Annotated in this window: 16 protein-coding genes and 3 pseudogenes; 9 read left to right on the forward strand and 10 right to left on the reverse strand. The window is 40.8% G+C overall.

Annotated elements, in window-relative coordinates; translation table 11 throughout:
• Nucleotides 1-29: 29 nt before the first annotated feature.
• Together CDG76_RS38815 and CDG76_RS38820 are read right to left on the reverse strand one after the other, a co-directional pair.
• Complete coding sequence (locus CDG76_RS38815; protein WP_223265488.1) at nt 30-602, reverse strand: ATP-binding cassette domain-containing protein; 573 nt, start codon at nt 600-602, stop codon at nt 30-32.
• Nucleotides 565-930, reverse strand: coding sequence for a hypothetical protein (locus tag CDG76_RS38820; protein WP_223265489.1), 366 nt, complete (start codon nt 928-930; stop codon nt 565-567). The genes CDG76_RS38815 and CDG76_RS38820 overlap by 38 nt, the downstream gene beginning before the upstream one ends.
• A 403-nt stretch (nt 931-1,333) precedes the next feature.
• Here CDG76_RS38820 and CDG76_RS32715 point away from each other — a divergent pair, with 403 nt between their 5' ends.
• From CDG76_RS32715 to CDG76_RS32730, 4 genes and pseudogenes are all read left to right on the forward strand, one after another.
• A complete protein-coding gene (locus tag CDG76_RS32715; RefSeq protein WP_223265490.1) occupies nt 1,334-1,630 on the forward strand; it encodes an FAD-dependent oxidoreductase in 297 nt (98 codons plus the stop codon).
• Between the two features lie 242 nt (nt 1,631-1,872).
• On the forward strand, nt 1,873-2,838 hold the full coding sequence (locus CDG76_RS32720; protein ID WP_094353010.1) for an acyl-CoA desaturase: 966 nt from the start codon (nt 1,873-1,875) through the stop codon (nt 2,836-2,838).
• Between the two features lie 200 nt (nt 2,839-3,038).
• A pseudogene (locus tag CDG76_RS32725) lies at nt 3,039-3,530 on the forward strand (IS5 family transposase); the annotation flags it as partial.
• A 145-nt stretch (nt 3,531-3,675) separates the two neighbouring features.
• Entirely contained in the window at nt 3,676-3,987 is a 312-nt protein-coding gene (locus tag CDG76_RS32730) for a transposase (protein ID WP_333783396.1), read from the forward strand.
• Between the two features lie 8 nt (nt 3,988-3,995).
• Here CDG76_RS32730 and CDG76_RS32735 read toward each other — a convergent pair whose 3' ends face one another.
• Nucleotides 3,996-4,493: a hypothetical protein gene (locus CDG76_RS32735; RefSeq protein WP_190241053.1), complete on the reverse strand. Its 498-nt coding sequence runs from the start codon at nt 4,491-4,493 to the stop codon at nt 3,996-3,998.
• Nucleotides 4,494-4,605: 112 nt separating this feature from the next.
• On the opposite strand from CDG76_RS32735, the pseudogene CDG76_RS39795 reads away from it, so the two are divergent.
• Nucleotides 4,606-4,785 (forward strand): annotated as a pseudogene (locus CDG76_RS39795) (hypothetical protein); the annotation flags it as partial.
• A 120-nt stretch (nt 4,786-4,905) separates the two neighbouring features.
• Here the strand turns inward: CDG76_RS39795 and CDG76_RS37925 are convergent.
• A complete protein-coding gene (locus tag CDG76_RS37925) occupies nt 4,906-5,076 on the reverse strand; it encodes a hypothetical protein (RefSeq protein WP_190241054.1) in 171 nt (56 codons plus the stop codon).
• Between the two features lie 396 nt (nt 5,077-5,472).
• Here CDG76_RS37925 and CDG76_RS32740 point away from each other — a divergent pair, with 396 nt between their 5' ends.
• The 3 genes from CDG76_RS32740 to CDG76_RS32750 all read left to right on the forward strand — a co-directional run bounded on the left by CDG76_RS32740 (nt 5,473) and on the right by CDG76_RS32750 (nt 9,574).
• Nucleotides 5,473-6,186 carry a hypothetical protein gene (locus CDG76_RS32740; protein WP_094353012.1) on the forward strand — a complete coding sequence of 238 codons (714 nt, stop codon included), beginning with the start codon at nt 5,473-5,475 and terminating at the stop codon, nt 6,184-6,186.
• Nucleotides 6,187-6,253: 67 nt separating this feature from the next.
• Complete coding sequence (locus CDG76_RS32745) at nt 6,254-7,918, forward strand: tryptophan halogenase family protein (RefSeq protein WP_094353013.1); 1,665 nt, start codon at nt 6,254-6,256, stop codon at nt 7,916-7,918.
• Nucleotides 7,919-8,035: 117 nt separating this feature from the next.
• Nucleotides 8,036-9,574 (forward strand): flavin-containing monooxygenase, encoded by a 1,539-nt coding sequence (locus tag CDG76_RS32750; protein ID WP_094353014.1) that lies wholly within the window; start codon nt 8,036-8,038, stop codon nt 9,572-9,574.
• 145 nt (nt 9,575-9,719) lie between these two features.
• Here the strand turns inward: CDG76_RS32750 and CDG76_RS32755 are convergent, their stop codons facing one another.
• The 6 genes from CDG76_RS32755 to CDG76_RS32780 all read right to left on the reverse strand — a co-directional run bounded on the left by CDG76_RS32755 (nt 9,720) and on the right by CDG76_RS32780 (nt 22,416).
• The gene (locus tag CDG76_RS32755) at nt 9,720-15,338 is read right to left on the reverse strand and encodes a trifunctional serine/threonine-protein kinase/ATP-binding protein/sensor histidine kinase (RefSeq protein WP_094353015.1); all 5,619 of its coding nucleotides are present in this window, start codon (nt 15,336-15,338) and stop codon (nt 9,720-9,722) included.
• Between the two features lie 428 nt (nt 15,339-15,766).
• Nucleotides 15,767-16,978 carry a precorrin-6y C5,15-methyltransferase (decarboxylating) subunit CbiE gene (gene cbiE, locus CDG76_RS32760; protein WP_094353016.1) on the reverse strand — a complete coding sequence of 404 codons (1,212 nt, stop codon included), beginning with the start codon at nt 16,976-16,978 and terminating at the stop codon, nt 15,767-15,769.
• 140 nt (nt 16,979-17,118) lie between these two features.
• Nucleotides 17,119-17,523, reverse strand: coding sequence for a VOC family protein (locus tag CDG76_RS32765; protein WP_094353017.1), 405 nt, complete (start codon nt 17,521-17,523; stop codon nt 17,119-17,121).
• Between the two features lie 18 nt (nt 17,524-17,541).
• Nucleotides 17,542-18,138, reverse strand: coding sequence for a tRNA-(ms[2]io[6]A)-hydroxylase (locus CDG76_RS32770; RefSeq protein WP_094353018.1), 597 nt, complete (start codon nt 18,136-18,138; stop codon nt 17,542-17,544).
• Nucleotides 18,139-18,192: 54 nt separating this feature from the next.
• A complete protein-coding gene (locus tag CDG76_RS32775; RefSeq protein ID WP_094353019.1) occupies nt 18,193-20,271 on the reverse strand; it encodes a PAS domain-containing hybrid sensor histidine kinase/response regulator in 2,079 nt (692 codons plus the stop codon).
• A 249-nt stretch (nt 20,272-20,520) separates the two neighbouring features.
• Nucleotides 20,521-22,416 carry a CheR family methyltransferase gene (locus CDG76_RS32780; protein WP_094353020.1) on the reverse strand — a complete coding sequence of 632 codons (1,896 nt, stop codon included), beginning with the start codon at nt 22,414-22,416 and terminating at the stop codon, nt 20,521-20,523.
• A 50-nt stretch (nt 22,417-22,466) separates the two neighbouring features.
• On the opposite strand from CDG76_RS32780, the pseudogene CDG76_RS32785 reads away from it, so the two are divergent.
• A pseudogene (locus CDG76_RS32785) lies at nt 22,467-24,401 on the forward strand (glycoside hydrolase family 10 protein); the annotation flags it as partial.
• Nucleotides 24,402-24,718: the final 317 nt, after the last annotated feature.

Consider the following 24,718-nt stretch of genomic DNA (forward strand, 5'->3'; position numbering starts at 1 on the left):
GTTTAGTGCAGCATCACAAAGAAATAGTATCAGTTATAACTACTAGCTTGACGACAAAACATCAAGTGATACTGTCCGCCTAGTGCCATGAGTTCGTCATGAGTGCCTACTTCGATAATTTGACCGTGTTCTAGTACTACTACTCGATCTGCTAGTTTTGCCAAAGCGAGGCGATGGCTGACTACAACGGCTATTCTCCCCTTCGCTAGGTTACGCAAAATATTGTAAATCTCATGTTCTGTTTTCGGATCGAGGTTTGCTGTCGGTTCGTCAAGGATAACTAGTTCGGCTGGAGAGAGTCGCAGCAAAGCACGAGCAATCGCTAATCTTTGCCATTGTCCTCCTGATAGATCGATACCTCCTTCTAGCTGTTTGCCTAAGAGAGTTTCCAAACCTTGATCGAGATTTGAAATTACTCTCGTCAAACCAGCCTCAGCGTAGGCGTAGCCCGCCGCAGGCATCGCTTCCATAATCGCGTCATCATCCTGTATTTTAAGTAAATCCCCAAAAGCAACATTCTCCCGCACAGTAGTTGGAAAACGAGCGTAATCTTGCATCACTACATCAATACGCGATCGCAAATCTTTTAATGGGCCAACCAATAACTGCTGTTGTCCCCCGACGGCGGATTTGTTCCATTGCTCTAAAAATGGTACGGTAAAGTCCGTGCCAGCGTTCTATTAGTAAGGGTTGCAAGCTAAACAAGCGTATTTCTTTGGCGTATGTTTCCCCGGTTAAAATCGTTTTATATAAATTCATTTCCCGAAGAACACTCGCTTGGGTTCTTTCTACTCCCCAAGCTTGCTTACGGTATTTCACCTGCACATATATCACGGGGGTAACGCAGCTAAACAAAATTAGCGGTATCCACCAAGCAAGGGACACCGAAAGCAGTATGGCTGGAATGAAGATAAAAATTCCCTCTAACATCGTCACCAGCCTAAGAGGGTGTTTATAAAATAATTCTTAAGCAGTTGAACGAGTCTGATTACGGGCTAATCGACCCACAAATAAAATATCACCTTTATTGAGTATTCATGAAATTCAACATGTTCACTCTAAAAATTATAACAATGCTGCTCTATGCCTTAAGGTTAATATATATTTTCTAATTTATCAATAAAACTTATCCGTAAGATACTTTTGTTTTCTATTTAAAACGTCTATTTTAAAGATAAACATGAAAAATATTTGTATAAATCGTAATTGAGGAAAATTGTGGTTCATTCCTTAAAAGTTAAGTAGCAAGTAAAACTAACTCTTTAAATCTTGTTTTGAAGAATAATTCTGTTATCAATGTATTGCATCTCTCGAACACTATCAAGGGAAAAATATGCCTAATTTATCAGAAAAGCACATTTCTTACTGGATTGACTCGACACCCACAGCTAATTTTCCACCACTTAGCAATAATCTATCTGTAGATGTTGCAATTGTCGGCGCAGGTATTGCGGGAATCACTGCTGCAAGACTACTTAAACGTGCAGGTAAAACCGTTGCGGTAATTGAATCGCAACAAATATCTACTGGGGTTAGCGGTCATACTACAGCCAAAGTTACCTCGCTTCACCAATCGGCTTGGTACATTCAACCGGATACGGGCATCGTAATCATTCGCAAAAATCCGTAGATTGGCAGTTCACAACAGCGGATGCCCGTATCCGTCTCAAGCATCTTTATCCACAAATAGAAAATTAACAGACCACTAGCTTGTAGTTCGGGTTTTTTCTTTTCTGCCTTCACTTGAAATACTTATCAACATAGTCCACTTCAAGGCTACTTCCCTAACTCGAGTAATGAAGCCAGATCCTAATCCCCTTGTGATTAATGACAACTACGTTTGTTTAGAAGTAAGTAGCTTACCAGATACATATGCAACCAAATACCACAAAAGAACTTGAGTTTTCTACAGCTTTAACTCCTAAAAGCCGAATAACCTTGGCGAATAAAGAGTTACAAAATCAACAAAGGTATATAGCTAGGACTACTGTATTAATCCCTTTTCTTGGCTCAGTTCTCGCCATTGGATTATTGCCGCTATTAGGGATTGGTTTGATCGAATTATCGTTGTTGGTTAGTATGTACATTTTAACGGGGCTTGGAATTACTGTAGGCTTTCATCGATACTTTGCACACAGAGCTTTCAAGTCAAACAAAGTGATAGAGATCACTCTAGCCATTCTTGGCTCTATGGCTGCTCAAGGACCTGTAATTTTTTGGGTAGCTACTCATAGATGCCATCATCAGTACAGCGATCAGCCCAACGATCCTCATTCACCTCGTCTTCATGGAAACGGAATTTATAATCAATTACGCGGACTATACTATGCCCATATTGGCTGGCTGTTTGAGAGCTTGATTGTGAATCCATTAATTTTTGCCAAAGACTTGGTTCACAACCCTACCATTGTCAAAATTAATCAGCTTTACCTAATTTGGATAATACTAGGTCTTGCTATTCCTACGGCTATAGAAGGGATTCTTACAGGAAGTAGTATTGGAGCATTCCAAGGGTTTATGTGGGGAGGAATTGTCCGAATCTTCTTATCTCACCACACGACTTGGTGCATCAATTCCATTACCCACGTCTTTGGTCGCTATCGTTTTGAAAACGCTGATCAAAGCGGAAATATTATTTGGCTTGCCATTGTAACTCTTGGAGAAGGGTGGCATAACAACCATCATGCTTTCCCCAACTCGGCAAAGTTTGGTATGAAATGGTGGCAACTTGATCTAGGTTACTGGGTTATCCGGTCTCTTGAAGTAACAGGTATGGCTTGGGATGTTAAAAGTCCAACACCAGGCATGATACAGGCTAAACAGATTACTTCTGTATAAGGCAATACTGTTAAGTTAAGGCTATGCAGTGCTAAGAATAACGAAAATAGGGGGACGATTTCGTGTGCCAGTACCTCGGTGTTTTAATCTTTTTGAGCGAAACTAAGAGGGTGTTTATAAATAAAAAATAAAGAGCACCATAGTCATTCCCTAAGACAGGTATTTTAGAAGAGACAGTCATAGTATTTGAATCAGGAGCAATGAGTCGAAAACCTTATCCCACAGACGTTTCTGATGTCGAATGGGATTTGATCAAATCAATGATTCCAGCAGAACGTAAGCGAAAACGTGGAAAAAAGCGGGAAGTAGATATGCGGGAAGTAGTAAATGCAATCTTTTACATATTGCGTGCAGGTTCCTCCTGGCGAATGATGCCTCACGATTTCCCGGCATGGCAAACTGTATACTCGTATTTTCGACGCTGGGAGCGTAAAGGGGTATGGCAAAAAATTCATTCAATTGTGCGAACGCAACTCAGGCAACTCGAAGAACGAGACGTAGAACCATCCGCAGGAATTATAGACTCTCAAACAGTTAAAACAACTGAAAAAGGAGGAGTCAAGGGCTATGATGCAGGAAAAAAGATTAATGGTCGCAAACGCCATATCCTTGTCGATACGATGGGTTTGCTTTTAATGGTTGTTGTACATGCCGCTTCAATTCAAGACTGTGACGGAGCAAAACTAGTACTAGATAGAAATTCAATACTCATTCCCTAAGCTGCATTTAAGGGACTTCCAGAAATTAAATTATTCAATTTTGGGAGCGACTATTGATCGTTAGATTCTTCCTCCACTGCTTCCCCTGCGCCCCCTGCTTCCCCTGCTCGCCAAAGCGATGGGATATTTTTTTAGTTGGAAGTCCCTAATTTGGGCTTCGGCCGGATATGCTGGAAAACTAGTTGATTGGGTTAGGTATTTTATTGGCTGTGCAATGGAGATTGTTAAACGCTCTGATGACACTTCAGGCTTTAAAGTGTTGCCTCGACGTTGGGTTGTGGAACGTACACTTGCATGGTTAGGTCGCTATCGTCGTCTCAGTAAAGACTACGAATATCATCCTCAAACTAGTGAAACCATGATCTACGCCGCTATGACGCATCTAATGTTACGTCGATTAGCCCGTAATCAGAGTCGTTCAACTGCTTAAGAATTATTTTATAAACACCCTCTAAGACAAAGCTCTGGAAGTCGTTGCACTCCCTTTTCGGTCAACTGCACCAAATTGAGCAAATCGGGTGTTTCAAACAGAGCAATATCTTCAAAAGTGGCAACCTTTTCAATTACTTGTCCTTGGACAAAGCCGAAAATGCGATGCCTGCGGCGGGCTACGCCTACACGCAGAGAAGTATACACAAAGGCATTGATGTTAGCGATCGCATCACTGACCAAATTTACCAGCAGTGAACCTGCAATACTGTACAGTAGCAGCGGTTGCGAAAGTATCAGGGCGATGGCATTCTGCGTTGTCCCCGTACTCAATAAGCGAGTAATTTCATCAATGATCGTTTTGTTGAGCCAAATGGCGATCGCTGGGCCTGCACCACCCAGTAATGTCAGGATTGTTACATAGCGTAGCTCCTTTGGAACTACCTGTATCACTGTTGCTACACTCCGGCGAAATGCTTGGAATGGAGAAATTTCAATTATTTGCATATATTTTAAAGTAGCAAATAATAGCAAAATTCCCAGACAGACGTTGTGATCTCAATTCAACTCGTAGAGAAGTGCGGGCTACGCCTAAGCACTATGGCTACCGAGAGAAGGCGATCGCATTATCGCCTATGCCGACCACCTAGAATCAGAAGTTTATAGCCTCCATTACTTAGTCCGTTCTGTTAAGCCTGGTACATTTTCTTGGTCTGGTACTCAAGTACATTTGCAATATGCACCAGAAGAATTTGGCCGTACTGCTGAGTCTACAGTGGTACTGGAGTATGATGAGTAATTATTGATACTATATTTAGCTATAACAAATCTCAAAATCTTTCCAAGTATATACGAGTCTGCTTTCCAATCTTAGCTAGAGTAGAACGCTTAACTCACATCTTGCACCTAGCCCTAGCGATTAGAAATCGCGGCTATACAAACCAAGTCCGCCTGCGCGGACTAACGCAAAATCAATGTGTTTCAACCCGCGCAGGCGGGTTTTGCCTGTGTAGCCGCGACTTCCAGCCGCCTGGTGCAAGATATAAGTTAACTGACCGATTTTGTTTTTCTGAGCGCAGGAAACGCTCACATAAGACCATTTCTTAACAAGCGTACTTAAGTAAAAGCTACGTTTATTACATAAGTATGTTGAAGTTAAAGTAAAAACAATAACAGTAAATTAGCTGGTTACAATTTAGCCTTAGCCTCAATACGATATAACAGAATACACCTAACACCCTGTGTAGATGCGAGCGAGATTTATCATTTCTTCAAAGACCAATTATCTACACACTCTTAACTAAACTGTATTGCAATATAACAAGTTAGACATTATTTGCTATTCAATTAGTGGGCTTTGAGCTAATGACTATCAAAAAACTTTGGGAATTGAACAACCAAAGCTTGGGTAGATTGCCTTCTCACAATAAAGTCGGAAAGTTACTTCTGCTTGAATATTAAACATTGAAAATCGGCACAATTAAAAATGCAACAAATATTAGCATTGATTGAACAAAAAAAACAAGAATTTGCTCAATTGCCTTTGTTTAATTTTATGCAAGATAAAAGTATAAATCCCAGACAAAGGTTAGCTTGGGCACCATGTGCTGCTCATTTTGTTATGAATTTTGGGGAACTGAATAAGTATTTTTTGCGGGTAGAACCAACAAACGATCCAATTCAGACATTAATTAACAAGCATACTTATGAAGATGACCATCATTGGCTGTGGTTTCTGGAAGATTTGAAGAACCTAGAATTTGATAAAACCTTGCAATTTAGTGATGCATTGAAATTTCTTTGGAGTGAAGAAACTCAGAATGCTCGCTGGTTGAGCTATCAACTCTATCGATATACTTTGCAAGCTACTCCTATTCAAAAAATAATAGTCATTGAAGTTACCGAAGCAACGGGCAATATAATGTTTTCTATAGCAGCAGAAATTGGCAAAGAAATTAAAGCAATTACCCAAAAACCATGCCGATATTTTGCAGATTTCCATTTGGATGTTGAAACTGGTCACATGACAGGTTCATCTGGAATAGATCAATTGTTACAAGATATTCAACTATCAGAAGCAGCCCAACAAGAAGCTTTTGAACTGGTTGAGAACTTATTTACAGTTTTTACCCAATTTACAAATGGTCTTCTGGTATATGCCAAAAACCATAAAATTGAGCAACAATTGAAAGCTGTATAAATTAACGATCCAGCTTTCTAAAATTGACAATTAACACCTAATTAAAGCCGGAAGGAGAAAATTTACTATGTCACAGCATGTACAAAATGTTGTAATTGTTGGTGGTGGTTCAGCAGGTTGGATGACAGCAGCTTATTTGAGCAAAGCCTTGAAAAAAAATATTCAGATTACTCTGGTAGAGTCTTCTAATATTACAAAAATTGGAGTTGGCGAAGCAACTTTTAGTAGCATCAAGTCATTTTTTGATTTTCTGGGATTACAAGAGTATGAATGGATGCCAAAATGCAATGCTACTTATAAGATGGGGATTAAATTTGTTGATTGGAATTCAGATAGAAGACACTTTTACCACCCTTTTGAAAGATTTGATTTTATTGATGGATTCAGTATCTCTGAATGGTGGTTGAAACTTAAGAGTGCCAATGAGCCATTTGATTACTCCTGCTTCATGGCACCGACGCTGTGCGATCATCAAAGGTCTCCGAGATATCTTAATGGCAAAATCTTTGATGATAGAGTTGAACATTTATTCTCAGAGAAACATTTTTCAGAAAAAAATCTCATAACACTTGCTGATGCTGAAGGTCAGTATCCTTACGCCTACCATTTTGATGCGAATCTAATTGCTAGGTTCTTGAAAGACTATTCAAGACAGAGGGGCGTGAAACAAATTGTTGATGATGTGGTAAATGTAAATTTAACTGAGGATGGAAGCATAGACAGTCTCAACACCAAAGAGCATGGCATTCTCAGTGGAGACCTTTTCATTGACTGTACTGGTTTCCGTGGTCTTTTGATTAACCAAGCTCTTGGTGAGCCATTCATTTCTTATTCAGAGTCGCTACTGTGCGATCGCGCGATCGCTATGCAGATACCAACCGATATTCAGAAAAACGGCATCAACCCTTACACAACTGCAACTGCTCTCTCATCAGGTTGGGTCTGGAATATACCTTTGTATGGCAGAAATGGTACAGGGTACGTTTATTCCAGCGCCTTCATCTCTGCGGATGAAGCAGAACAAGAATTTCGCCAGCATTTAGGAAATGTCGCTGATAATTGCAAAGCCTCTCATATCCAGATGAGGATTGGACGTAACAGAAACTCATGGGTGAAAAACTGTGTAGCAATAGGGCTTTCCAGTGGCTTTGTTGAACCATTGGAATCTACTGGGATATTTTTTATTCAGCATGGGATTGAAGAGTTAGTCAATCACTTTCCAGGGAAGTCGTTCAATGAAGAGTTGATCCGCAACTATAATAGAGCGATCGCTAACTGTCTAGATGGTGTTCGGGACTTTTTGGTACTCCATTACCGTGCCAGCGATCGAGCAGATACAAAGTTTTGGCAAGCAACTAAGCAAGAAATTAAAGTTCCTGCGGAACTGCAAGAAAAGTTAAAGTTGTGGAGAAGCAGATTACCAAATAAAAAGAACATCAATCCATATTTTCATGGCTTCGAGACATACTCTTATTCGGTAATGTTACTTGGACTCAATCATAAGCCTGAAGGGAGTTTACCTCTGCTGGAGCATCTTGACGACGAGAAGGCGCTAGCTAAATTTAAGACAATTAAGGAAAAAGCCAATTACCTAAGTACAAATCTACCGTCTCAATATGAATACTTAACTTATGTAATCAAGTCTCAAGAACAGTCAGAATACCTCAGCGACAATCATTTTCCGACTTCATCAGTTAACGATAGCGCATATCAAATTCCTGTGCCAATTTAATATAGGACTTACGCAAATAATAGTCAAAGCTTTGATTTTCTTCTTAGGGCAATTCATGAATTGCCCTTACTCAGTGTACTTTTCCGTAATTCCGATAATAATTGAGGAGAATCCAAGATGATGGTGAAACAAGTATGCGTGATTGGGGCTGGAGTCAGCGGATTAGTCTCAGCAAAGACGTTTCTTGAGGAAGGTTACGAAGTGACATTGTTCGAGAAACGGCAGGGACTTGGTGGTGTGTGGGAAAGGTCGAGGGCTTACCCAGGACTGTCAATTCAAAATCCCAGAGACACCTATGCTTTCTCAGATTTTCCTATGCCTGCCTCTTATCCAGAATGGCCTTCAGGAGAGCAAATATGCGCTTACCTTGAATCCTATGCCCAACACTTTGGTGTCACAGAAAAAATTCAGTTCGGTGCAAATGTCACCAAAGTGGAGCGCAAATCAGGAAATACCCCTGGATGGGTAGTTAGTGTTAGCTTTCAAGAAGATGGTAAGGAGATCGGAAAACAAAATTACGAGTTCGACTTTGTGATTGTGTGCAATGGCACTTATGATATTCCCTACATTCCTAACTTGCCAGGGATGGAAGAGTTCATTGCCGCCGGAGGTCAGGTAATACATACTAACAACTTTAATGATGGCTCTGTAATTGAAGGCAAACGAGTGGTTGTTGTCGGTTTTGGCAAATCAGCCACCGATTTAGCAAATCTGGCAGCTAGCAAGGCCAAGGAATGTACCCTTGTGTTCCGTCAAGCGCTGTGGAAAGTTCCCAACTTCTTTCTCGGTCTGTTGAACATCAAGTATGTCTTCCTGACTCGGTTTGCAGAAACTTGGATGCCCTATCATAAACTTCAAGGATGGGAAAAGTGGCTGCATAGTTTTGGCAAGCCACTAGTGTGGGCATTCTGGCGGCTAAATGAGACTCTTCTACGCTTACAGTTTCCCCTTGATGCTTGTGGGATGGTGCCCAAACAACCGATGAACAAATTAATTGGTTGTAGTATCGCCTTGGTACCTAAAGGCTTTTTTGAGCATATACGTGCGGGTAAAATTCGTGCTGTGAAGACAAAAATCAACAAGTTTTTTGCTAGTGGCGTCGAATTGGATAACGGCGAACGAATACAGGCAGATGTTGTTGTCTTTGGCACAGGTTTTCTTCAGGATATCCCCTTTTTAGAAGAGAAGTACCGCAGACACGTATTTGATGAGGAAGGCACTATCCATCTTTACCGCCATCTGATTCACCCTCATGTTCCACAGATGGGTTTTGTTGGTTATAACTATACTTTCTGTGCCCAGTTATCAGCAGAAATTGGTGCTAGGTGGTTATCAGAGTATGCCAAAGGAAATTTACCTTTACCATCCCCGCAACAGATGCTAGAGGATGTAACAACAGAGTTGGAATGGAGGAAGAAAGATAGACCTTATGCTTTCGTCAGTGGAGCCTGTGTAACTCCTTTTACATTCCATTACATTGATGAGTTGCTTCAGGATATGGGTTTGAGTAGCCGCCGTCAAGCAGGGAACTTTGTTGGGGAGTTTTTGATGCCAATAGATCCATCTGCTTACAAGCATTTGCGTGAGGAATTACAAGCAAAACAAAAACAACATCCATCTCTCAATGATTTTGCGATCGCCTCCGGCGGGGCATAGCCCATCGCGGCAAATGTAGAGGTGACAAGCGTTCGTTGATATCTCCCGAATATGGTTCGGTGAAGTTCTCAACCAAACCCTATGCTAAATTTACGTGAGTCTCCAACAGAGACTCACGTAAATTTTCCAGTATCGTTAGCTTGTCTTATTGTTGCAGTGGAATCTCAATCACAAACTCAGTCCCCTCTCCCAGAGTTGATTCACAGCTTAACTGACCCTTGTGTTTGTCCACTACCACTTGATAGCTAATTGATAACCCCAACCCCGTACCACTTCCTACCGCCTTAGTGGTAAAAAATGGATCAAATATTTTCTGCATCACCTGTGCAGTCATACCATAACCGTTATCAGCAATCCGAATCTTCAACGTGTTTACTTCTCCTAATTCAGTACAAATACGAATTTGAGGATTTTTGCTGGGAGAATCTTCTTTATTCTTGTAGTCCTCTAAAGCATCGATCGCATTACTTAAAATATTCATAAACACTTGGTTGAGTTGACCAGCATAGCAAAGAACATCCGGCAGTTGCGCGTATTCTTTAAAGACTTGAATTTCCGGGCAATCGCTCTTTTCCTTGAGTCGGTGTTGCAAAATCATTAGGGTACTATCGATGCCTTCATGGATATTGACAGGCTTCATTTCCGATTCATCTAGACGAGAGAAGTTACGTAAGCTCAGAATAATATTTCGGATACGGGAACTTCCCACCTTCATCGAGTCGAGAACCCTTGGGAGGTCTTCTGTCAGGAATTCTACATCCATTTCCTCTATTTTTTGCTCTACTATTGCTGAGGGATGGGGATATTGTTGCTGATAGATATTAATCAAATCTAGCAATTGTTGAACATAGTCACTTGCGTGAGTAATATTACCATGAATAAAATTGATAGGGTTATTAATTTCATGGGCAATTCCCGCCACCATTTGCCCTAATGAAGACATTTTTTCGCTTTGGATTAATTTACTTTGGGTACTTTGTAATTCTTCTAGGGCTTCTTGCAAATGCTGATTTTTTTCGTTAAGTTCTGCTGTTCTTACTACCACCCTTTCCTCTAATATATGACTGTAATCCTCCAATTTCTCATTCGCTTCAGCCAAATTATTGTAGAGAATGGCATTTTCTAAAGAGATTGCAGCTTGGATAGTTAAGAGCTTGAGAACTTCTAGGCGATCGCGTGTAAATGCTCCTGTAGTTAAATTATTTTCTAGATAAATCAGCCCCAGCAACTTACCTTGATTAAGCATTGGAATACATAATATGCTTTTGGGTTCCTCACGTTTAATATAATTATCTACCGCAAAGTAAGCTTTATTTTTAATGTCATCAATTACTAATATCTCTTGGGTTCGTTTGACATAATTAATCAAAGAAATAGGAACAAGATCGGTAGACTCGAAAGGAATAGATAAAAACTCTGTGTGAGTATCTCTAAAAGTAGAACCAGTACTAATTGCGGCAACACTTAAGTCTAAGTTATTAGCTTCACTCAATATCAGCACACATTTAGAAGCTCCTGCATTCTCCATGACAACTTCCATTAAAGTAGAAAGGAGTGCCTCCAGTTCAATCTCTCCAGACACTGCTTGAGAAGCTTTAATCACAGCTCCCAAATCTAACATATCTGAAATACTAGTGTTGGAGCCAATCACAGTTTCATTCGTAATCAGAGTAGATTTATTGCTAAGTGTAGATAGGTGTAGACTCAGTTCAGGTAGATTTTTTTCACTGCAAGAATAGCTAGTTTCTTCTTGCTGAATCATAGGAAGAAGTAATTCAGAATAGCGGTTTTGCAAGTCATAAACTTTAGCTAATGCTCCCCAGCGAACATAGCAATAGTAAGCATCAGTGAGATAGAATTGGGCAATTCTTTGTTTACCCCATTTGAGATAAAATATAGCCGCTAATTCGCAAGCAAGAGCTTCTTCGTTGATGTAATCATTTTCTTTGGCAAAAGAAATAGCTTTTTCATAATTATCTATCGCTTCAAGATATTGACCAATAACTCGATGCCGTTCTGCCTCTACTAAATAAAATTTATGCAAGTGGTTCATGGGAGCCTGATCTCCCCAATTTTGCATTTTTTTCTGATTTTCTGTCACTCTATGCAGGATTTCTTTTTGTTCAAATTCATCGAAATCAGAATAGACTGCTAGATGCGTCAATGAATCATAGAAATAAAATTGAGCAGTAACAAACATGCCTACACCAGCATATAAGTACTTTTCTGCCATGACAGTATTTTTAAGAGCTTGAGAGTAATCACCCAGCAGATAACATACTTGAAGTTTGCAGAAATATAGAAAAAACAGTGCGACTCCATCTTTAGCTTTGAGATGAAGTGGTAGCATTTTCTCTTCATCATAAGCTGTACCAATTAAACTCTGCGGATTTTGAACATCTCCTAGCAGATTCAAGATTGTTTGCCGAAATATTTCATTCCAATAAAATACTCTTTCTTGCTTTATTTGCTTAATAGTCTTGCTATATACTTCTATATCTTGTTCAAGTTTTATTAGTTCTTGTCCGGTAAAGTATGCATGTTGGGAGTAACCATAAAGAGCATAAGCTGCAAATTCCATATCTCCTACTTCGAGATTAATCGTATAAGACTCAAGTAAGGGTTTCAATGTTTGCTTTAGATGCTCTTTCCAATGTCTAACAAGGTGATTAAATGTTTCCATAACCTTGCCAGTTACTTCTTTTGTTTGGAAATTAGGCAACAAACTCTCAGCTAGTTTGCCAAATTTATATCCAGAATCAATATCTCCTATTACCCCACACAACATTATTCCATACGTCACATACGCAAAAGCAGACAAAGGAGAATTACCAAATTTGATCGATAAATTGATCTGTTTCAGAATAAGAAACAGTAATAATTCCGGTGCAACTGTATAAGCAAGACCAATTGAACTAGATAGAATACGCATAACTATCAGTGGTTGCGCTTCTGTAATTTCCGGCAGTTCAATTAAGTCTTGAATGGATCTATTAGCCAACTTTGCAGATGTTGTCTCTATTGCTAACTGAATATCTGATTGGCTGGGATTTGTAGGGAACTCTACTCCCAAAATTTTCAAAAAGGTTTTTGCAATATCGACAGCTTCTAGTTCTTTTCCTTGTGCGCCATAAGACTGTATTTTAACTTCATAAGCTTTCACTTGATCTAGTGGAGTTTTCGCTTTTAGCAACACAACCTGGACACATTTTTCTGTATATTCAAAGTCACCACTGAGATATGCCGCTTCTGTTGCCGTATTATATAAAGCTAAGGTGAGATCGTATTTAGCATCCCAACTATCATCTGCTAGTAGCTCAATTCCAGCAGTTAAATACTTAAGTGCCGATGAATAAGCTGTTGATACTAAAGCTTTACGCCCAGCCATCAGACTCATTTCAGCTAACTCATTACGTTTTGCTTGATGGGTAATAAATTCTGCTGCAATATTGAAATGATTGACAAGCTCAAAAATATTTTCTTCCCGTTCGGCAACTGGAGTGTTTTTCAAGAGAAGCAGCCCAATTTTTAAGTGTATTTGCTTTATTTGGTCTTTGGGAATTAGAGAATAAGCTGCTTGCTGAACTCTATCATGTACGAATTTATATTTTGGTAGTTGGGCATTAGTAAGTGATAAATTTTCCGATTCTCTAGTTGAAAAGCTTAATAGTTGTCTATCATTTTCTGGTGTAAAATTATAACCATCTTTTTGAGGTATAATAAGTCCTTCAAGTAATGCTTGCCATAAGTCAGATGCAGTATCTATTAAAGATTTTTCATTAACAAGTGACAATGTTTTTAAGTCAAACTCATTACCAATACAAGCAGAGATTTTTAATACATTTTGTACATTTTGGGGCAACTTTCCTATTTGTATGCCCATAAACTCTACGACATCATCTGTAAGAGATAATGTTTGAATTTTGGTAATATCGTACTTCCAATGACCTGCATCAAAATCTAATTCAATTAGTCCGTCATCATATAATAGTTTGAGAAATTGAGATGTAAAGAAGGGGTTTCCTTTCGTTTTGAAAAACACCATTTGAGTCAGAGGTACAGCAATGGTTTCTGGACAACGTAGTGTATCAGCAATCATCTGATTTAAATCAATCTGATTTAAATGTGAGAGTTTAATTGTATTAATTACTGCTCCTGCTTTGGCAATTTCTTGTAGTGTCAAATGTAGCGGATGTAGATTTGAAACTTCATTATCCCTATAGGCACTAATTAGTAGCAAACTACCTTTATTTTCATATATATTCTCTTTATCTTTAGCAAGGGAAGAAGAATTTACATCCATTAATAATTGAATAAACTTCAAGGAAGCCGTATCTGCCCATTGCAAATCATCTAGAAAGATGACCAGAGGATGATCTTTAGTAGAGAACACTTGGATAAATCTCTGGAACAATAAATTGAAGCGATTTTGAGCAGCGCTACCAGCAAGTTCAGCAGATGGGGGTTGTTTGCCAATAATTATTTCAAGTTCAGGAATTACATTAATGATTACCTGAGATTGCGTACTCAATGCCGATAAAATTTTGGTTTTCCACTGTTGAATTTGGGCGTCTGTTTCGGAAAGTATTTGACTAATTAAATCTCGCAAAGCTTGCACCAATCCTGACAACGGGATATCACGTTGGAATTGGTCAAATTTTCCTTTGATGAAGTAACTACGCTGTCTAGCAATGGGTTTGTGGACTTCATTAACCACAGCAGTTTTACCAATCCCTGAGTAACCAGAGACTAAAATCATTTCCGTGTTTCCCTTTGTCACTCGGTCAAAAGTAGTGAGGAGAATTTCAATCTCTCTTTGACGACCATAAAGTTTTTCAGGAATGGCAAAATGATTTGAGATATCCCGAATTCCTAATTCAAAGGCTGTAATATTTTCTTTCTCTTGCCATTGCTTTTGACATCTCTCCAAGTCATACCTGAGTCCATGAGCGCTCTGATATCGGTCTTCGGCATTTTTTGCCATCAGCTTGCTGATAATATCAGATAAAATTGTGGGAATATTGGAGTTAATATGGCTGGCTTGTGGCGGTTCTTTGGCAATGTGAGAGTAGACTAACTCCATCGGGTCAGTTGTACTGAAGGGTAACTGCCCTGTTAGTAATTCAAAGAAGGTAACACCCAAAGAATAAAAGTCGGTACGGTAGTCTATACCTCGATTCATGCGTCCTGTTTGTTCAGGGGAAATATAAGCTAGAGTACCTTCTAGTACGTTGGGATTTGTGAGAAATTGAATTTCTTTTGGTAATAGAGTAGCAATACTAAAATCGATGATTCTAGTCTTACCTGTTATCGGATGAATCAAAATGTTAGCAGGTTTGATATCTTTGTGAATGATGCGATGGCGATGTAGCTGTTCTAAAGTTGCACTAATTTCAATGGCAATACCGAGAAACTCACTCAATGAAACAGAATAATTTCCTTTTTTCTGCTCTTCTTGCTGCCAGAGATTAAGGGCAACACCACCAAAATCTTCCATTACTATCACATATCTATTGTGATATTTTTCTAAGTTTATTGGTTTGATTATGCCTGGAATTTCAAGGTTTTGGGTAATAGTGTATTGATTGTGAAACTGATTAATTTCAGCAAAGTTAGGATCTTCATTCCGCATCAATTTTAAAATAACTGATTGCCGATCTCTTTCTCTGATAGCTCGATAAACTAAGGTTTTCTTACCTGAATATAATTGCTTAATAATGCGATAGCCAAGTATAGGAAATACTTTATCTGATTCTACTAGCATTGCATTTAGTTAGGATAATTTTGTTTCTATGGTTTAGTATACCCAGAGCATAGTAGCTACTATCAGTGAGTAATGGAATTTTGTAAGGTGTTAAAAAGTAGGGTTATTAATAACCGATTAGTAGCAGATTGTACGTAACCGAGTATAAGAATACCAGTGTATTAACGGGTAATGAGCGGCTATTTATGTTTAGTTTCTTCAAAAATTGAAAATTGAAAAATGCTGTGATTTGAAATAAGTCTTAGATATCTTAACCGCAGACAGATATTCATTTTGCTGTATCTAGAGGTAGAGAATATACTCACAATTGTTCATAGTCTTGACAGCAAGATACATTTCATAAACTATGCTGTGTATAAAAAAACGAGAATTTACGTAAGTTATCACCAAATTACAAAAGCGATCGCACTCATAACTTTATTCGATTTTTAAGACTTCACTACTACCCATTGCGTCACAGCCGCCATTGCTCGCCAACCTAAAAATTTACCAATAGGTTCCGTTCGCTGGATGGCAATACGAGTTAAATCGCCACCGACTCGTTCATACCATTGAAATAAAGTTTGCTCACCCTCTACTGTTACAACATTGGCCACTAAACGTCCACCCGGCCGCAGTGCTTCCCAGCAAATATCAAAAAGTCCCGTTGCTGTAACCCCACCACCAATAAAAATGGCATCTGGTGCTGGCAAGTCTTTCAGGGTATGGGGCGCTTTCCCTTCAATGATTTGCAGATTTGGAGTACCGAGAGTGGCGGCGTTATCAGCAATATATAGTAGTCTAGAAGAATTTTGTTCGATCGCGATCGCTCGACATCGCGCATTACTCCGCATCCATTCAATTGAAATTGAGCCGCAACCCGCACCCACATCCCACAATAATTCTCCCGGTGTGGGAGCCAAAGCTGCTAGGGTAATTGCCCTAACTTCACGCTTCGTTAATTGTCCATCATGGTGGTAGGCGTTATCTGGTAATCCTGGCAATCTTGGTAATGGGATAACCCCAGTATCAGCAATACAATCAACTGCGATCGCATTCAACACTGCAACTTCAGTTTCATTCCAAGATGCAGCCGTACCTTCTACAATTCTTTCATGAGCGCCGCCCATACGCTCCAATACGGTGATTTTGCTGCCACCATAGCCGCGATTTGTCAAAATTTGAGCAACGAGGGCGGGTGTGTCTTTACCCTCACTCAAAATCAACAGCCGCGCTTTTGGATAGATATAAGACTGGAGTATGGAGGATGGACGACCATTCAAACTCAAGGTTTCCACCTCAGTTAAAGACCATCCCACCCTGGCACAGGCGAGGCTGAAGGCTGAAGGTGCGGGGATAATCGTCATTTCAGAGACGGGAATTCGCCGCATTAAGGTGACACCAATGCCGTAACACATCGGATCGCCGCTTGCGAGTACACAGATTGACTGCCCCCGACGCTGGATGATTTCCTCTACAGAAGTGCTAATGGGGGATGACCAGACTAGTTTCTCACGTCGATCGTCTGTAGGAAGCATTGCTAAATGGCGATCGCCTCCCACAATTACTTTAGCTCGATCGACTAGAGAATGAGCGATCGCGCTTAACCCCTGCAATCCATCTTCCCCAATACCAACAATAGAAAGCCATTTCTGTATCATGCTAATTCATGATTATAGCGTTTACTAATCATACAAGGTACATCATAGTCCCCTCTCTCGAAGAGCGGGGAGGGGGTTGGGGGTGGGGTTCTTGTACCTCACTCAACTGAGAACCGCTATAACGTTGTTGGCAGTAAATTTTAGCTGATAATTCCGAGATTGTTGTAGATTTCGATCAGATTGCCATCAGGATCGCGCAAATGAGCTGTGCGGATTCCCCAGCTTGGGCGATCTTGTGGTTGAGTCACAACGAGCGCATTTTGATCCTTTACTTGCTCATAGACCTCATCCACGTTATCGACTGCCAAAATCAGAACAACTTTATCTCGATTGACAATGTATGAAGGCTGTTCAATTCTGGGGACTACTTCAGCCATTAATTCTTGTTTGAGTAAACCCAGCTTGAGATATCCGGTATTAAACTCAGCATATCCGCTATCTTCATCGCCCCAATCGACATCAAATTTCAGCAGATCCCGGTAGAACAGAAAAGAATCTTTGTAGTTGGAGACAAGCAGTCTCAGGTGTGTTAGCTGAAGCTTCATATCTGTTGGGTTAGTCTACTAACTGTGAATTCTAGGTTCTGGGTGCAAAGTCGCCAGCAACTCGCTTTCGACAATTGCTAATTCATCAAGCCGTTGCATGACAATTTCTTTGTCGAAATAAGTAGCAGCTAAAACCCAATATATACCGTAGTGACGCGCTTCGGATGCCATTAGCCCACGATAAAATTTTGCTAACTCTGGCTCTGGACAGTGAGCAGCTAATAGTCCCAAGCGTTCGTGAGAGCGAGCTTCAATTAAACCAGTGACTAGTAAGGAATCCAGAAATCGCTCAGGTTCTTTGAGACGTACTTGAGCTTTTAAACCCGCACCGTAGGGAGGCGGTGGTAGGGGAGCTAGGGGAATATTCCGGCGTTCTAACCATTGGTTGACTAGCTCAAAATGTTCTAGTTCTTCACGGGCGATCGCAGTTAACTCCCGTACCATTTTAGTGTTGGAAGGGTAGCGAAACATCATGTTCAAGGCTACGCCTGCTGCTTTGCGTTCGCAGTGGGAGTGGTCGAGTAAGATGATATCTAAATTAGCGATCGCTTGTTCAACCCAAGCAGAACTAGTGGGCTGTTTCAGGGCGTTGATAGTCGTTAACTGAGTAAGCACAGAGTCAAAAAACTCCAGAATTTAAATTTGGTTGAGTATCCTAGCAAATTGATTTTAACGGAATATCTTTTGAACTTTGTTCAATAATTGATTAGTGGTGAAGGGTTTCGCTAAAAAGCCTTGGATATCAACACCCGTAGTTTCTAGTAATGCTTCAGACCTAGCTAATCCACTCATGGCAATAATTTGCACTTGTGGGTTGATGACTTTCATGGTGCTGATGGCTGTTTCCCCACCCATTATCGGCATCATCATATCCATCAGCACTAGCCTAATTTCATTTTTATGCTGGCTGTAAAGGTTAAGCGCTTCAATCCCATTTTGGGCAGTCAATACTTTGTAGTTACAGAACTCCAGTGTGGTTTTGGCGATCTCAGTGATGGCTACTTCATCATCGACAACTAAAATTAATTCTCCCTGACCTTTTGGCAATTCTATCTCATCTGTTACTTGAGAAATTCTGCCCTCCTTGCTTGGCAGGTATACTTGGAATTTAGTCCCAATTCCTACCTGACTGGCTACCTCCACAAAACCGCCGTGGCTATTGACGATGCCCATCAATATAGATAAACCCAGTCCAGTACCCTTACCCACTTCTTTGGTGGTGAAAAAGGGATCAAAAATCTGATCGATAATTTCTGAGTTAATGCCAACTCCAGTATCAGCAACTGTAATCTTCACGTAGGAATTAACTGTTGCGGCTATGTGCATCCTGGCATAGTTTTCATCGATGAATAGCTTGGTAGCAGAAATACAGAGTTTACCGCCATTGGGCATGGCATCACGAGCATTGACTACCAAGTTCATCAACACCTGATGCAGTTCGGTGCTGTCTCCGAGAACAACCCCGACATTTGGTGCTATGTCTGTGTTGATGTCGATGAATTTGGGGAATGTCTGTTGAGCTATCCGCTTGATGTCTTCGATCAGTTGCGATACCAGCACGATTGTGTGTTCTCTTTCAGAACCACCGGCAAATGCCAAAATTTGCCCTACCAAATCACCGCCCCGTTTGGCATTGATTTCTAGGATCTTCAACATTTGCAGTGACAAGGCATCAAGATGGGGATATTTTAGGGGCAGCAGTTGAGCAACTCCCAAGATTGGGGTGAGAAGATTGTTGAGGTCATGAGCAATACCGCTAGCAAGAATGCCCAAGCTTTCTAAACGTTGACTACGCAATAGCTGAGTTTCGAGTTGTTTTTTCTCGGTGATATCGGTGTCAATAATTAGGATTGATTTAGGTAAGCCTACAGCATCGAGCATCAACGTCCAGCGGCTGGCAATGATTATTTCTTTACCATCTTTTGTGAATTTATGTAACTCTCCCTGCCATGTTCCATGCTCAATCACAGTTTTCTGAGCTGTTGAAAGTAGAGGTGAGGTTTCTTTAAATAAAATTTCCCAGGCGTTTTTTCCTTGAGCTTCCTGAACTTGCCAGCCGTACATCTTCTCTGCGCCTTGGTTCCAGAATAAGATTTGGTTATCCAAATCCTCTACAATAATTGCGTCTGTTGTGATGTCTAATAGGGCAGCTTGTTCGCGAATTTTCTGTTCTTGCTGGTGGCGATCGCTAATATCTCTGAATAGCCAGCGCAAGTTTCCGGTTTTACCTTGACTATCTCCCACAGCGATCGCAGTTAGTTCTGCCGGAAAGTCTGTAATTCCTTGTCCATGAAAAAATCGTAACTCTTCTCTGCGGATTTGCCCCTGCTGTTGCAATTGCAGCATGATTTGACGAAATTTCTGCCGTTCTGTCTGATGCACAAACACAGCCATTGGTTTACCAATTAGGTAAGACTGACGCACATTCAATAACTTAGCCGCAGCATAGTTAGCTTCCTGAATAATTCCAGTAGCATCTGTAAGCAAGTAACCATCTGGGGCAAAGTTAAATAAATTGTAATAACGTTGGCGTTCTGCTTCTACCAAATGGCGTGTAGCGATCAATTCCTCATTTTGTTGCTGTAACTCTTCCAGAGAAATAGAGATTTCGGTCATTGCTTGTTGTAAAAGCTCTCTAGGGGAATCATGCCCTATAGATTTCTCTACTGCCAGACTTGCAAGCTGTGAAAGATTTTCCAGTCGCTGATGCGCCTCGACAATGGCTTGTTTAAAATTATCTTTGGTCATTTGCAGTCTTCTCCTATGATTGCTTTTATCAAGAAACGCAGAAGGAAAACTGACCTCTGCTTCAGTAAAGCGACCAGAGCGAGCAAGAGTTTAATTCAATACACTTTAGTTAAGCATTTTTATCGTAAATTAAAGGGTTTAAGATGTCTATCTTTATATATAGCATCAGTTACCCTGGGGGATCTTGCTACAGTCAGAGTTTAAATTCCTGTCTTTAATTTTTAATTTTTAATTTTTAATTTTTAATTGTTATTCCTGCTGCCGCCGTTCTTCCATCTCTTGAGTAGAAATCATACTATTGACTTTCTCTACATCTACCATCATCAAAACTGCTCCTTGCATTTCAATGCCAAGCAACGGAGTAATTGCCAGGTAACATTTTATTTGCCTACCCCGACGATTGGTAGCATCGAGGATCATTTCTTGAAACTGCTTTTTACCGGATAGGGATTCGCGAATAGGCGATCGCAACTGCTCGACGGGTAGCCCAATATCTAGGCTGAAGAGAGACTTTCCTACAACTTCATCAGTTCGCAAGCCCCATAAATCTTCGACCATATAATTCCAAATAGAGATATTAAAGCTATTGTCAATTACTACTATTCCCGTTTGGAAACTTTTGAGAACAGAGGCAAGGAAAATATTTGTGCGATTCAGTTCTGTGGTGCGATCGGTCAGTTCGTAATTAATTGTCTGTAATTCTTCATTAGAAGATTGGAGTTCTTCATTCATCGTCTCCAACTCTTCATTAGTGGATTGGAGTTCTTCGTTAGTAGTTTCTAATTCTTCATTGGTAGATTGGAGTTCTTCGTTAGTAGTTTCTAATTCTTCATTGGTAGATTGGAGTTCTTCGTTGGTAGTTTCTAATTCTTCTTGTGAACGTTGCAGGGCATCTTGGAGTTGAATATAACGGGTGACATCATGAAAGGAAATACTGACTCCTAAAAAATTGGTGTCTGTTTCTTGTAAAGGCGTAATTTGTACATCTAGATATTGGGTTTCTGTGTTAGACAAATAGCGCTCTACATTTGTTAGGCTGACAGGGCGGCGTTCGGTATAAGCCCGTTCGATTAGCGATCGCAATTCAACTGGCCGATAGGAAAGTTCTAGATCCTGGAAGGGACGAGCTAAATCTTTGGGGGAAAGGGCGAACAAAGTTCGCGCCTGCTCGTTCACCATTACCAGAGTGCCATTGATATCAATGATTATTTGGGCGATTGGGGCTGTGTCAAAACCCATATCTCGCAGCCGGAGGTTTCGAGACAAACGGCTGCTAGATTCGTCATCTACTGAATTTGCCATAACTAAGAGGCGATCGCGTAAATTCACCATCGATACTTTAGTAAATATTCGGTTTTTCAAGTCCAGTGGCGTAAACAAATTAGAATGCATCAATAGCATCTCTGCTTTTCCCAAAAACAGATAGCCATGATCATTTAGTGCAAAATGGAACCGCGCCAGAATTCGCCCTTGAGTTTCAGAATTGAAATACATTAATGTATTGCGGCTGACTAATAAATCTAAGCGCGAAATGGGCGCATCCTGAAGCAAATCGTGGCGACCAAAAATCACTGAACGGCGCAAGTCTTGACGGAAGACATAGCGGTTTCCGATAATCTCAAAGTATTTCTGCCGTAGTTCATCTGGCACAGCTTGGACATCTTTTGCTGAATACACAGCTTGCCTAGCCTGATTGAGAGCATCTTCATCTACATCTGTGGCGTAGATTTTCACTCGTTCGCGAAATTCCTCTGCTTCCAATATTTGAGCCATCAACATTGCCAAGGTATAAGCTTCTTCCCCAGAAGCACAGCCAGCGCTCCAGATGCGGATTGGATCGGAAGTTCTTTTATTCTTAATCAGATTAGGCAATATTTGCTCTGCTATATATTCCCAAGCTGATGAATCTCGAAAAAAAGCAGTGACGTTAATTAGAATAGTGTTGAAAAGATAATTGAATTCTTCTGGATAAACTTCTAGATAGTCTTGATATTCTTCAAAATTTTCTATGGTTAATGACTGCATCCGCTTGAGTACCCGACGTATCAAAGTCAAGCGCTTATAGCCTGTAAAATCAAATCCCCGGCTTTGTCTGAGATAAACCAGTAGATTTTCAAATTTAGGATCTTTTTCTGCGGAAGTCATAGGGCAAGGGGGCAGGGGAGCAGAGGGGTAGTTCGTCTCCCTCATTCATTCCTGCTAAAACTGCGGTTGCTCCCATAACTAGACCCCTGCCTATAGTCAAACCCCCAAGTTCTCAGGAGGCTATTGACCAATTAGAACAAGCGGTGCGTTTGGATGTTGCACCTAACTCCAATGAGCCGATTGATAACAGGCAAGCGATCGCTCTCCAACAAGAGCTAGAAAATCTGATTGGTCGGGTGGAAAGCGCTAATTTAGCGGTGTTAGCTGATGCGGCTAATGTTGGCGAAACAATATCTGAGGAGAAGCAGTTTTCTAGGGATTTGAATACCCCCCAGTCTGTCAAAGAACAGCCAACACAATTGGCCTCAACCAAACTGGGGGCGCTAGCCATAAGTAAAGACCAAGCATTAGCACAAGCAAGGCTAATTGCCAAAAATTTACCCCAATTAATTGCTCAAAAAAACTACGCTTTGGCTCGTCAGCAATGGCTGGCCGCTAAAACAAGTTTGTGGCAACAGTTTCCTGTCGATCGGAAACTAGCTCAACCAGAAATTCGCGCAGTTTGGTTAGATCGGGGAACGATTGTTCGTGCTGGTAGTAAGGCGGGACTGGCACAGATTTTTGATCGCCTCGCCCAAGCCGGGATTAATACCGTCTTTTTTGAAACTGTTAACGCTGGCTATACAATTTATCCCAGCCAAGTCGCAAAAGAGCAAAACCCATTAATTCGTGGGTGGAACCCACTGGAAGAAGCGGTGAAACTAGCCCATGAGCGAGACATGGAATTACACGCTTGGGTTTGGACTTTTGCTGCTGGCAATCAACGCCATAATGAAATTCTCAACCTTAATCCTAATTATCCAGGGCCAGTACTGGCGGCTCATCCCGATTGGGCAAACTACGATAACCTGGGCAACATGATTCCCGTTGGTCAGAGCAAACCATTCTTCGATCCAGCCAACCCCGAAGTGCGGCAATACTTGCTCAAGCTGTATGAGGAAATTGTTACTAAATATAAGGTGGATGGTCTACAGCTAGACTACATTCGCTACCCTTTCCAAGACCCATCAGCAGGTCGAACTTACGGCTATGGGAAAGCTGCAAGAGCGCAATTTCAGCAACTTACTGGTGTAGATCCAGTGAATATTTCTCCTAGCCAAGCAGACTTGTGGCAAAAATGGACAAAATTTCGCACCGAGCAAGTTGATAGCTTTGTCGCCCAAGTATCACAGCAGTTGCGACAAAAGCAACCGAATTTGATTTTGTCGGTTGCAGTATTTCCAATGCCTGAACTAGAACGGATTCAGAAAATTCAACAAAATTGGGAAACTTGGGCAAGGCGGGGGGATGTAGATTTAATCGTTCCCATGACTTATGCTCTGGATACTTCTCGATTTCAACGACTGGCCCAACCCTGGATTGCCTCTAAACAATTGGGAGCTACCTTGTTGGTGCCGGGAATTCGCTTGCTTTCTTTGCCAACAATCGGAGCATTCGATCAACTCCAGTTGGTAAGGGACTTGCCAGTTAGTGGTTATGCACTATTTGCCGCAGAAAATTTTAGCAACGATCTCCAAAAAATCTTTAGTAGCACCCAAGGTAGGATTCAATCCACAACAAGTGAACCGATTCCTCACCGCCAGCCTTTTCAAACTGCCGCCATCCGTTACACCGCGCTACAACGGGAATGGAAATTTGTTTTCCAAAATGACCAACGACAAAGGTCATCTCAGAAACTTTCAGATTTTAACAACCAGGCAGAAGTTTTACGCAGTGCTTTAAATCAGCTTGCCGCTTCCCCTTCTGCTAGTAAGTTAGTCGTTGCGAGAGCCTCTCTAAGTCGTTTCCAGTCTCAATTTCGGGTATTGATGAGCCAAGAAATTAAGTCGAATTCCTATCAAGTCAAAGTTTGGGAAAATCGACTCGTAACTATAGAAAGGCTATTACGTTATGGCGAACGGCGGGTGCAGTTGCGTTCTTTGTGAACAGGCAGGGGAGACAAGGGGACAAAAGAAAACTCCTAACTCAGCACTCAAAACTGTTTTGCCCAATACTCAATACCCAACTAGCTGGATATAAGCTAGTTTGTACTTCTTAACACACTTTTTGTAGTGTTTTTATCCCAAATATTACTACTTGTATAGCATCAAAATATTGGAAAATACTTAGATAAGCAGCTTTAGATAACTATTATTTGATGATAGCTATCGTGAAAATCTATGCAAGCTTTACCTCAGCTCATCAGGCTACAAAGCTTAGAGTTAAGAATTGACTGTTTGCTCCTGATGGTTGTGTTAAAAAC

The sequence above is a fragment of the Nostoc sp. 'Peltigera membranacea cyanobiont' 210A genome (assembly GCF_002246015.1).
Lineage (GTDB): Bacteria > Cyanobacteriota > Cyanobacteriia > Cyanobacteriales > Nostocaceae > Nostoc.